Below are 11,416 nucleotides of genomic sequence, written 5' to 3'. Positions count from 1 at the left end.
GCCGCACCTTCGCCAGGGACTCGGGTGTGCTGGGCATCAAGCTCGTCGCCGTCTGCGACCTGAACGAGGTCAAGCTCGAGGAGTTCAAGCAGGCGCACCCCGAGGTCGAGGTGTTCACCGACTACGACGAGTTCCTGCAGTTCCAGATGGACGCCGTGGTGGTCGCCAACTACTTCCACCAGCACGTCCCCTTCGCGATCAAGGCGCTGCGGGCCGGCAAGCACGTGATGAGCGAGACGCAGGCCTGCAAGACCCTGCAGGAGGGGGTGGAGCTGTGCCGTGAGGTCGAGAAGAGCGGGCTCATCTACATGTTTGCCGAGAACTACCCCTACTTCGCCACCAACCAGGAGATGCGCCGGCTCTACCAGCAGGGTGTGGTGGGCGAGGTGCGCTACGCCGAGGGTGAGTACGTGCACCCGATGCCACCGCGGGAGTCGATGCGGATCGCCCCCGGGTTGGACCACTGGCGCAACAACATGCCGCCGACCTACTACTGCACGCACGCGGTCGCGCCCCTGATGTACATCACCGACACCCGACCCGTCAGTGTTAACGCCCTGGCCATCGCCGCCACGGACGACCAGCTCCGTACCCGGGTCAAGACCAGCGACCCAGGAGCGGTGATCCTGTGCCGCATGGACAACGGAGCCGTCTTCCGGATCCTCACCGGGGGGTTCGCCGGCTACCGCAACTACTACCGGGTGCACGGCTTCGAGGGCCGGCTGGACAACGTCAGCAACGAGTCCGTCCGTGTCGTCCGCAACGCCTGGGAGATCGGGCCGGAGGAGCACGAGGAAATCGTGTTCAAAGCCCGGTTCCCGAGGCACGAGGAGCTCGCCCAGCGGGCGGGCCACGGCGGCGGGGACTTCTGGACCTCCTATCACTTCGCCGAAGCCATCCGCTCCGGCCAGCAGCCCTACCTCGACGTGTACCGGGCCGTGGCGATGTCGGTAGTAGGCATCCTGGCCTGGAAGTCGGCGCTGCAGGACGGTGCCGCCTTCGACCTGCCGGACTTCCGGGACGAGGAGCAGCGCAAGCTGCACGAGGACGACGACTGGTCGCCGTGGCCGGAGGACCGCCGCCCCGGTCAGCCCTGGCCCAGCGTCCGCGGTCAGCTGGTGCCCAGCGACGCGGCCGTCGCCGAGGCGGAGAAGATCTGGAAGGAGACCGGCTATCTCGGCCTCTGAGCGTGACGGAGAGGGCCGCGGCGAAGGGCCGGCGGCCCGGTACCGCAGTGCGGAGTGGTTCGAGGGCGACGACGAGGTCGCGGTCCTGAACCGCGTCGCGCTGCGCGTCGGACCGCACGACCGCGGCAGACCCGTGATCGGCATCGCCGACACGAGCAGCGGGCTGAACCCGTGCAACGCCGCCTTCGAGCTGGTGCTGCCAGAGCTCGAGCGAGGTGTGCGCGAAGCCGGCGGCATCCCCGTCCGCTTCCCGGCCATGTCGCTGGGCGAGGACCTCATGAAGCCCTCGGCCATGCTGTACCGCAACCTTCTGGCCATCGAGCTGGAGGAGAACGCACGGGCACATCCCCTCGACGGTCTGGTCCTGCTCGCCAACTGCGACAAGACCGTGCCGGCCGCGCTGATGGCCGCGGCCAGCGTCGAGCTCCCGTCGCTGCTGCTGCTGGGTGGCGCGCGGAGCGCTCCCCGGCTGGACGGCCGTCCGCTCGGCAGCGGGACCGACCTGTGGCGGCTGCTGGAGCAGCGCCGGGCCGGCCTGGTGGACGCCGAGAAGTGGGGCGAGGTCGAGCGCGTGCTGAGCTGCGCCGGTCCCGGTTCGTGCAACACGATGGGCACCGCCTCAACCATGGCTTTGATGGCTGAGGCGCTGGGCATGGCCCTGCCCGGGAGCACCGGCTGTCCCAGCGCCGATGGTGAGCTGGCCCGGCTGGCCCACGCCACCGGGGTGCAGGTCGTGCGCCAGGTCCAGCAGGACCAGCTGCCGCAGCACCGGCTCACCCAGCCGGCTCTGGACAACGCCTTCCGCCTGCTCGCGGCAGTCGGTGGATCGACCAACGCGGTCGTCCACCTGGCCGCCGTCGCCGGCCGGCTGGGGCTCGACTGCTCCCTCGAGCGGGTCGATCGGCTCTGGTCGGACGTCCCGCTGCTGGTCGACGTGGAGCCGTGCGGGACGCGGTTGATCCAGGACTTCCACCAGGCCGGGGGGCTGCTCTCGCTGGCCGCGGCGATGATCCCGGCCGGGCTGCTGCACGGTGGCGTTGCGACGGCGTCGGGGGCACCGCTGGCGGATATCGCGGCTGCCGCACCTGCGCCTTCTGGAGTGATCCGCACGGTGGCGGAGCCGTTGCGGCCCGGTCCTACCCTGGCCGCGGTCTTCGGCACGCTCGCGCCCTCCGGTGCGGTGATCAAGACCGCGGCGGCGAGCCCGGACCTGCTGCAGCACTCCGGTCGGGCGGTGGTGTTCGACGACTACAAGGAGATGCGGGTCCGGCTGGACGACGAGGACCTGGCGGTCGACCCGGAGGACGTGCTGGTGGTCCGTGGCTGCGGACCCGTCGGCGTCCCGGGCATGCCGGAGTGGGGCATGGCCCCGATCCCACGGCGACTGGTCGCCGCAGGGGTCCGGGACATGGTGCGGGTGACCGACGGGCGGATGAGCGGCACCAGCTTCGGCACCGTCGTGCTGCATGTGGCGCCCGAGGCCGCGGTGGGGGGCGCACTCGCGCTGGTGCGCGACGGTGACCGGATCACCCTGGACCTGGAGCGGCGACGGCTCGACCTCGAGGTGGACGAGCCCGAACTCGATCGGCGGAGGCAGCAGACCGATCCCCCTGCACGGCAGCACCTGCGCGGCTGGCCCCGCCACTACCAGGAGCACGTCCTGCAGGCACCGCAGGGCTGCGACCTGGACTACCTGACCGGTCCCACCCCCGAGTCCCGGCGCTTCGTGCATCCGGTCGTGGGCCGTTCCTGACCCTGAGCACGCAGCACCCCGACGAATCCGTGGAACCGTCGCCACGGCGGTCCGACAGCACAGGAGGAAGACGACGATGAGCCTGACTGGACAGCGAGCCCTGGTCACTGGAGGGACCCGCGGCATCGGAGCGGCGATCGCCGACACGTTCGAGGAGCAGGGCTGCGACGTGGTGACCGTGGACGTCGACCCGGCCGCGGACGGGCGCCCCCACCACCAGTTCGACCTCGCCGACACAGCCGGGATCCCTGGTCTGGTGAGCCGCGTGGAGAACGAGCACGGGCCGTTGGACATCCTGGTCAACTGCGCCGCCGTGCCGAGCCGCGTACCGTTCCCGGAGCTGCAGCCTGATCACTTCGAGCAGGTGCTCCGGGTCAACCTCGAGGCTGCGGTCTTCCTCTCCCAGGCTGTGGCCCGCGGGATGTCCCGACGAGGTTACGGACGCATCGTCAACATCACCTCGATCCACGGCTCCCGGGGCGCGCGTCACTGCCTGGCCTACGACATCTCCAAAGCCGGCCTGGCGGCGCTGACCAGGACGCTGGGGATGGAGCTGGCCGAGCACGGCATCCTGGTGACCGCCGTCGCACCTGGCTTCATCGACACCCGCGGAACCGACCTCACCACGGAGAAGTTCGCCCAGGTCTACCAGCGGTTCGGCAAGCTGCCGGCCGGCCGTGCCGGGGAGCCTGTCGAGGTGGCTCGCCACGTGGCGTGGCTGGCCAGCCCGCACAACACCTACGTGACTGGTACCTCGCTGGCCGTGGACGGGGGCCTGTCGGCGACCTTCTGATCGACGCGACGCCGCACGACGGCCGGGCGTCGGCTCCGGGCCGCGAACGCCCGCGCGCCTGCGGCCCGTCCGTCGCGTCCGGCTTGCACACGTCCCGGCTCGGCTCCACAGTCGCTCCCCGTCTCAGCGCAGCGAGGGCCACTTCATAGGTGGTGACGCCCGCCGGGCGGAGCGATCTGACCGGCGGCCCCGGACAACCAGCAGAGGGCCCCGTGCGTGTGCGCACGGGGCCCTCTGTCGTCCGGGGCCGGTGGTGCTGCCGCGGACGTGTCCCCCGACCGTCATCTCCGCGGTGCGCTCGTCGCGACCTCACCAGGAGGACGCACGGGAGCACGGCCCGTGACGCGCGCGGCGGTGTGACGTGCACCACACCGGCGCGGTTCAGCGGAGGGCGACCGCGAAGACCCGGTGGTGAAACGGGCCGCCCTGGTCGGAGGTGGGCAGCTCCAGGTGGGTCAGGGTCTTCGCCGGGTCCAGCGGCACCCGTTGCAGGAACACGTTCGCGGGCCGCTGCACCTGCGTGCCGTCGCGGAAGTTGTTGTAGCCGGTGGCCACGACGAGCTCCGCCTCCGACGTCCCCGGCTGGTGCCAGTCCGGGGTCCGCAGCTGGAACTCCTGCACCGAGCCGTCGCTGTAGCGCAGCGTGCCGGTGCCCGACACCGGGGCGTAGGCGCCGGTGAGCAGCAGCCCGAGCTCCCGGCCACGGCCCGCCAGCTCCACCAGCTGGCCGTCGGCGATCACGTGGTCGGGGTCCCCGCCGCCGTCGGGCCAGCGGAAGCTGAACCCGCCGCGCTCGACGACGCCACCGGGGGTGACGCCCTGCTCGGCCAGGGCCTGCCAGGAGAAGGACGAGCCGTCGCCGTCGATCCCGCCGCCCAGCCAGCGGGGGCCCGGGTCGGCGTCGTCGGTGATGCCGTGCCCGTCGTAGGCGGCGGCGAGGTCGCGGTGCGGCTGCTCCACCACCACCGACAGCTCCGGCAGGCTCACCTGGTCACGACCTGAGGTCGTGCTCACCGCGAAGGTCAGCGGCAGCGGCCCGGCCGGGGCGGTGGAGCGCACGGTGAAGCGGACGGTCCGGACCGCGCCGGACGGGACGGCCACGGGCCGGCTCCCGGGCGTGAACCGGACGCCGTCGGGCCCGGCGGGGGTCACCACGGCCCGGAGCGGGCGGTCGGTGGAGTTGAACAGCTCGATCTCGACCTCGGCGCTGCCGTCCTCGACGTACTCGTCGGCCGCGGCGACGCCCGCCAGCAGCGGCACGGTGCGGGCTTCGAAGGTGGCGCTCAGCTCGAGCCCGCGGGGGCCGGTGACGCGCACGGTGCCGGTGTGGTCGCCGTGGGCCGGGTACGTGTGCTCGCCCCGGAGCCGGACCAGTGCGGGTCGGCTGCCGGTGCCGCCGACCACCTCGGCGGGGTCCGACGAGCCGTCGCCCCAGTCGATGGTGGCGCTGAGGGTGGCCGGGTCGACGCCGGGGACGGCGAGGTCGGCGACGTCACCGCGGACGGTGCGTCCGGAGTCCAGGGTCAGCACGCGTCCGGCCGCCGCCCCGGTCCAGTCGATCTCGGGGTCGACGTAGAAGGTGGTGCCGGAGAACAGCCACCGGGCGCCCTGGGTCTGCATCCGTCCCAGCAGCGGGGCGGCGTCGGCGGTGGCCCCGGCCGGCGACCAGGCCTTCTCCAGCACGGCGCCGAGGCGGGGGTAGACCTGGTGCTGGATGTCGGGCAGCCCGCCGAGCATCCGCTCACCCCAGATGGGGGCCTCCAGCCCCAGGACGTCCTCCTGCCGCAGGCCGTGGTCGTTCAGCGACTCCCCGGTCCAGCCGTCGGTGATGTCGGCGGGGTCCCAGCTGTAGGCGCGGCGGGTGTCGTAGCCGGGGTAGGGGTAGTCGAGGTAGAGCTGCTGGGTGGGCGAGAGCACCACCGGGTGCCGGGCCTCGAACCAGGCGGGGGTCATCTCGCGGCTCTGGTCCTGCCAGTAGTGGTGCACCGTCTCCCGGTCCAGCCCGACGCCGGGGCTGGGCGACCAGCCGATCATGGTCTTGCCGTGGCTCTGCACGATGTCCTCGGCGCGTCGCACGAAGCCCACGTAGTCGTCGTGGGCCATCGGGGCCTCGTCGGCGCCGATGTGCAGGTAGGGGCCGGGCGAGAGCGCCGCGACCTCGCCGAGGACGTCGTCGATGAACTCGTAGGTGCGCTCGCTGGTGGGGCAGAGCACGCCCCCGCCGCAGGTCAGCTCCGGGTAGGCCGCGATGGCCGCGGTGGAGTGGGCCGGCATGTCGATCTCGGGCACCACCTGCACGAACCGCTCGGCGGCGTAGTGGACCAGCTCGCCGAACTGCTGCTGGGTGTAGAACCCGGTGCGTCCGCCCGGCATCGACATCGCCCCGCCGACCTCGGTCAGCCGCGGCCAGCTGTCGATCTGCAGCCGCCAGCCCTGGTCGTCGGTGAGGTGGATGTGGAGCACGTCGCCCTTGTGGGCGGCCAGGTCGTCGATGATGTGCTTGACCTCGTCCACCTCGATGAAGTTGCGCGCCGGGTCGATCATCAGCCCGCGGTGCCCGTAGCGCGGGTGGTCCTCGACGCGGACCGGCTCCACGGGCCACGGACCGGGGCGCAGCACGTCGCCGTACACCTCCGGCGGCAGCAGCTGGCGCAGCGTCCGGGTGCCGTTGAACAGCCCGTGCGGGCTGGTGGCGGCGATGCGCACGCCGCTCGAGGTCGCCTCGAGGACGTAGGCCTCCTCCTGCTGCTCACCGCCTGGCTGCTCCTCGAGCGGCAGGTCGGCGACGAGGTCGAGACCGATGTCGCCGTCGCCGGCGGGGTCGTCGACGACCGGCAGGGCGAACCCGGTGGCGGGCCGCAGCTCCTCGGCGAGCAGTCCGGCGACCGCGGCCGCGTCCGGGTCGGGGGCCGAGATGCGGGTGGCGGCCGTCAGCTGGAACGCCGGCCCCTCCCCCGGCTGCTGGCTCACCGGGGCGGGCAGGATGCGGCCGGCCTCACCGCTGCCGGGAGCGGGACCGTCCCACACCTCCAGCGACCAGATCGAGTAGCCCCAGCCGGTGGCCGGCCGGACACCCTGCATGCGCACGTGGCTGACGGGCTCCGGCTGGTCGACCTGCAGCACCTCGCGGCCACCGCGACCGTCCTCGACGTCGACCACGGTGGTCCAGCGCGACCCGTCGGTCGACACCTGCAGCTCGTACTCGGCGGCGTGGGCGGTCTCCCAGACGATGACGACGTGGTCCACGGGGCTGGGCTCGGCCAGCTCCACCTGCACCCAGTCCGCGCTCGGGTCGTGGTCGCTGGCCGGCGGCTCCACCACGCCGTCGCGGGCGTAGTCCGAGCCCCACCGGGTGGACAGGTCGCCGTCGTTCACGTGGCCGGCGGCGAACCGCGCGGGGTCGCCGGTGTAGACGCTCGCCGCGGTCGCCGTGCCGTCCCGGGCGACGTCGCGGGAGGCCGTCGGGGGCGTCCCGGGCGGTTCGGCGGAGGCGCTGCCGGGCGCCAGGGCGAGGATGGCGGCGAGCGAGGCCACCAGCAGGCAGACGGCCGGGGCGTGCCTCGGCCGGGGGGTACGAGCACTACGGCGCATGGGGGTGTTCCGTCCTGCCGCGGCCGGACACCGTCGTCCTGGGACCTCCGCGGCTCGGCGACAACCTAGGGACCCGCGGGAGCGGGCCACAAGGGCTCCGGCGTTATCAGTGGCTGATAGTTCTGCGCTCCCGCTGACATCGCCGGCGGGCACGGCGGGGTAGGTTCGGCTCCCGATGACGACACCGCGACCGACCGCCCGGCTGGTGCTGGTCACCGGACCGGTCGCCGCCGGGAAGAGCACCGTCGCACGGCTGCTCACCGAGCGGCTGGTCGGCGCCGGGCACACCGTGGCCTGCCTGGACGTCGACGAGGTGGCCCGGATGGTGGCCGCCCCCGGTGGCCTCACCACGCACCACTGGCAGCAGGCCCACCGCGCCCACGGCGCGCTGGTCGCCGGCTGGCTGGCCACCGACGTCGACGTGGTGGTGGCCCACGGCTCCGTCTTCTCCCGCCAGGAGACCGACGCGCTGATGGCGTCGGTGCCGGGCGACGTGGCGGTGTTGCGGGTGCTGCTGCTCAGCTCCTTCGACGCGGCGCTGCGACGGGTCGAGGGCGACCCGCTGCGGGGGTTGTCGAAGGACCCGGCCTTCCTGCGGCGCACGTACCGCCGGTTCGAGGAGCTGCGGGCCGGGATGGACCCCTGCGACCTCGTCCTCGACACCGGCCGGCACAGCGCCGAGGAGGTCGTGGCCGCGGTCTGGGCACGGCTCAGCCCGGAGCACCCGCCAGCCTGACCACGCGCCAGGCCGGGTCGAGCCGCTGCTCGTCGTGGGTGACCAGCAGGACGGCGCGGGGGTCGGTGAGGAGGAGCTGCAGCACCCGGTCGGCGCCGGCCCGGTCCAGGTGCGCGGTGGGCTCGTCGAGCAGCAGGACGGGGGCGGGGCCGAGCAGCACCCGGGCCAGCCCGACCCGGGCCCGCTCCCCCGCCGACAGGCGCTCCCCGGCCTCACCGATCCAGCCGTCGAGCCCGACCCGCTGCAGCACCTCCCCGAGCCCCAGCTCGTGCAGCGCCGCCTCGAGCTGCGCGGGCGTGGCGTCGGGGCGGGCCAGCCGCAGGTTGCCGGCCAGCGTCCCCCCGAGCAGCTGCGGCGCCTGCGGGGCCCACGCGGCCGCCGCGCGCACGTCGTCCAGGGCCAGCCGGTCGGCCGGGACGCCGCCCAGCAGCACGCGCCCCGAGGTGGGGTCCCAGAACCGCAGCGCGAGCGCGAGCACGGTGCTCTTCCCGGACCCGCTGGGCCCGACCAGGGCCACCTTCTCCCCCGGCGCCACCTCGAGATCCATCCCGGCGAGGACCGGACTGCTGGCCTCCGGGTAGCTGAACCCCACCTGGTCCAGCACGAGGCCGCACCCCGCCGGGCGGGGCGCCGGCTGCTCCGGGGCGGTGACCACGGGGGTCTGTGCCGACAGCGCCGTCACGCGGGCCGCGGCGGCGCGGATCCGCCCGGCCGAGGCCCAGGCCGGACCCAGCGACGCCACGGCCTCGAAGGCCCCCAGGACACCCAGCGCGGCCGCGGCGAGCAGCACGGGGTCCGTCCGGCCGGTGGTGACGTCCTGACCCACGAACCACAGCGCGGCGACGACGCCGAGGACCGGGACGCCCTCGCGGGCCAGCGTGGTGGCGGCGGTGAGCCGGGCGGTCCGGGTCTCGGCGGCCTGCTGGGCGGCCAGGGCGCGGTCCAGCGTGGCCAGCGCCGTGCGTCCGCCGTCGGAGGCCAGGTGGTCGGCCAGCCCGCGCACCAGGTCCAGCACCTCCGCCCCCGTCGCCGCCTCGGCCCGGGCGGTCGTGACGGCGGCGCCGCGGCCGGCCCGGGCGGCCAGCACCGGCACCGCCACCCCGAGCACGGTGAGCAGCACCGCGAGCACCAGGGCCGACGGCGGCGACACGGTCGCGGTCAGGCCCACGGCGACCCCGCCGGCCACCGCGGCCACGGCGACGGGGGCCGCCAGCCGCAGGACCACCCCCTGCAGCTCGTCGACGTCGCTGCGGACCCGGGCCAGCAGCTCGCCGCCGCGGGTGCCGAGCAGGGCGGCGGGCGCCAGCGGCACCAGCCGCTCCAGCACCAGCACCCGCAGCCGGGCGACCACCCGCAGCGTGAGGTCGTGCGCGACCACCCGCTCGGCGTAGCGCAGGGTGGCCCGGGAGACGGCGAAGAGCCGCACCGCGGTGATCATGGGCAGCAGCACCAGCAGGGACTCCGGCTGCCGAGAGGCCGCGGTGATCAACGCCCCCGACGTGGCCAGCAGCAGCGTGCCGGTGAGCACCGCGGCCGCGCCGAGCAGCACCGCCAGCAGCCCCCGCCCGCGGGGTACCAGCGCCAGCACGGTCCTCATGCCCGGCTCTCCCCGCCCGCCGGCACCGTGCCGGTCACCGTGAGGCCCTCCCCCGCGGCCACCCCGGTCTCCGTCGCGACCCGCCCGCCCGCGAGCCGCACGACCCGCTGGTGCAGCTCCAGGGGAGCCTGCCGGTGGGTGATGGTGAGCACCGTCCGTCCCTCGGCCAGGGTGTCGAGGGCGGCGAGCACGGCGGCCTCGCCGGCGGCGTCGAGCTGCGACGTGGGCTCGTCCAGGACGACCAGCCCGGCGTCGGCCACGAAGGCGCGCGCGAGGGCCAGCCGCAGCCGTTCCCCGCCGGAGAGCCGGGCGCCGTCCTCGCCGAGCACGGTGTCGACCCCGCGCGGCAGCCGGCGGACGACGTCGAGCAGCTGGGCCGCCGCCAGCGCCCGTCCGACCGCGGCGTGGTCGGCGTCCGGGCGCCCCAGCCGGACGTTGTCGGCCACCGAACCCGGCAGCAGCCACGGCCGCTCGGGCACGTAGGCGACCCGCGCCCGCCACGCGTCCGGGTCGAGCTCGGCGAGCGGCACCCCGTCGACCAGCACGGCCCCGGTGCACGGGGTGGTGAGTCCGAGCAGCACCCGGGCCGCGGTCGTCTTCCCCGCCCCGCTGGGCCCCACCAGGGCCGTCCGGGACCGGGGTGGCAGGTCGAGGTCGACGGCGTCGAGGAGCACCCGGTCCTGGGCCCGGACCGTCACCCCCACCAGCCGGACGTGCGGGACCCCCGGCGGCACGGGTCGGCGGCCGCGCGGCGGCTCCGGCTGGTCGAGCAGGGCGAACAGCCGCTCGGCCGCCGGCCGGCCCTCGAGCCGGGCGTGCTGGTCGGCCCCGAGCGCGCGCAGCGGGGCGAAGAACTCCGGGGCGAGCAGCAGCACGAGCAGCGCCCGCTCGAGCTCCAGCCCTCCCTCGAACAGCCGGATGCCGACGGTCACCGCGACGAGTGCGGTGCACAGCGCCGCGCCGAGCTCCAGCACGAACCCGGACAGGAACGCGGTGCGGAGCACCTTCAGGGTGGCCGTGCGGTAGGCCTCGCCGACCCCGGCGAGCCAGCGCGCGGCCGACGGTCCGCGGCGGTGGGCGACGAGCACCGGCAGCACCCGCAGGGTGTCGACGAGCAGGGCGCCCAGCATCCCGAGGGACTCCCACTGGCGTTCGGCGGCGCGGCCGGCGTGGGTCCCGACGAGCCAGAGGAAGACCACCAGCAGCGGGCCCGTGAGCAGCAGCAGCAGCCCGCTGAGCGGGTCCAGGACGAGGACGAGGACCAGCAGGCAGCCGGCCACCACGACGGCGTTCACGGCGCCGGGCAGGAACCGTCCCACCACGGCGTCCAGCCGTGCGACGCCCTCGGTGGCCGTGCTGGCGAGCTCACCCGCCCGCTCGCCGGCCGCCGCCTCGGGCCCGAGCCGCAGCAGCTTCTCCGCCAGCGCACGACGGGCCCCCGCGCGGACGCGGGAGGAGGCCCGGGCCGCCGTCCGGTCCCGCACCGCCAGCGCCCCGGAGCGGACCAACCAGGCGAGCACCACCCCCGCCAGCAGCGGGAGCAGGGCCGCCGGTGCCACGTCCTGGTCGACCACCCGCCCGACCACCCGGGCCAGCAGCGTCCACTGCACCGCGACCGCGGCGGCCACCACGAGGGCGAGCAGCACGCAGACGGGGAGCAGGCCGCGGCTGCCGGGCAGGGCGAGGACGCGCCCGGTCCAGCCGCGCCGCATCAGTAGCCCTGGCTGAGGGCGCCCTCGTCGGGGCGGACGCGCTCACG

Annotated in this window: 7 protein-coding genes; 4 read left to right on the top strand and 3 right to left on the bottom strand. The window is 74.7% G+C overall.

The genetic code is table 11. The features are described 5' to 3' along the window. Positions 1-26 precede the first annotated feature (26 nt). The 3 genes from GC722_RS18215 to GC722_RS06655 all read left to right on the top strand — a co-directional run bounded on the left by GC722_RS18215 (position 27) and on the right by GC722_RS06655 (position 3,733). On the top strand, positions 27-1,187 hold the full coding sequence (locus tag GC722_RS18215; protein ID WP_331714466.1) for a Gfo/Idh/MocA family protein: 1,161 nt from the start codon (positions 27-29) through the stop codon (positions 1,185-1,187). Then, the gene (locus GC722_RS06660; protein ID WP_331714641.1) at positions 1,174-2,940 is read left to right on the top strand and encodes a dihydroxy-acid dehydratase; all 1,767 of its coding nucleotides are present in this window, start codon (positions 1,174-1,176) and stop codon (positions 2,938-2,940) included. The genes GC722_RS18215 and GC722_RS06660 overlap by 14 nt, the downstream gene beginning before the upstream one ends. Before the next feature lie 76 nt (positions 2,941-3,016). Further along, positions 3,017-3,733 carry an SDR family NAD(P)-dependent oxidoreductase gene (locus GC722_RS06655; protein ID WP_156609244.1) on the top strand — a complete coding sequence of 239 codons (717 nt, stop codon included), beginning with the start codon at positions 3,017-3,019 and terminating at the stop codon, positions 3,731-3,733. A 381-nt stretch (positions 3,734-4,114) separates the two neighbouring features. Here GC722_RS06655 and GC722_RS06650 read toward each other — a convergent pair whose 3' ends face one another. After that, the gene (locus tag GC722_RS06650; RefSeq protein WP_197429868.1) at positions 4,115-7,267 is read right to left on the bottom strand and encodes a family 20 glycosylhydrolase; all 3,153 of its coding nucleotides are present in this window, start codon (positions 7,265-7,267) and stop codon (positions 4,115-4,117) included. A 232-nt stretch (positions 7,268-7,499) separates the two neighbouring features. On the opposite strand from GC722_RS06650, the gene GC722_RS06645 reads away from it, so the two are divergent. Further along, entirely contained in the window at positions 7,500-8,060 is a 561-nt protein-coding gene (locus GC722_RS06645; RefSeq protein ID WP_156609239.1) for an adenylyl-sulfate kinase, read from the top strand. Here GC722_RS06645 and cydC read toward each other — a convergent pair. Then, complete coding sequence (gene cydC, locus GC722_RS06640; protein WP_156609237.1) at positions 8,035-9,657, bottom strand: thiol reductant ABC exporter subunit CydC; 1,623 nt, start codon at positions 9,655-9,657, stop codon at positions 8,035-8,037. The genes GC722_RS06645 and cydC overlap by 26 nt on opposite strands. Beyond that, positions 9,654-11,369: a thiol reductant ABC exporter subunit CydD gene (gene cydD / locus GC722_RS06635; RefSeq protein ID WP_156609235.1), complete on the bottom strand. Its 1,716-nt coding sequence runs from the start codon at positions 11,367-11,369 to the stop codon at positions 9,654-9,656. Before cydD ends, cydC begins: the two co-directional genes overlap by 4 nt. Positions 11,370-11,416: the final 47 nt, after the last annotated feature.

Source organism: Auraticoccus cholistanensis (genome assembly GCF_009742705.1).
GTDB classification, from domain to species: domain Bacteria; phylum Actinomycetota; class Actinomycetes; order Propionibacteriales; family Propionibacteriaceae; genus Auraticoccus; species Auraticoccus cholistanensis.
This window is presented reverse-complemented; position numbering and strand designations above follow the sequence as displayed.

Coding starts and splice junctions, on each gene's coding strand:
- GC722_RS06655 (WP_156609244.1), top strand. CDS start 3,017: ATGAGCCTGACTGGACAGCGAGCCCTGGTCACTGGAGGGACCCGCGGC.
- GC722_RS06645 (WP_156609239.1), top strand. CDS start 7,500: ATGACGACACCGCGACCGACCGCCCGGCTGGTGCTGGTCACCGGACCG.
- cydC (WP_156609237.1), bottom strand. CDS start 9,657: ATGAGGACCGTGCTGGCGCTGGTACCCCGCGGGCGGGGGCTGCTGGCG.
- cydD (WP_156609235.1), bottom strand. CDS start 11,369: ATGCGGCGCGGCTGGACCGGGCGCGTCCTCGCCCTGCCCGGCAGCCGC.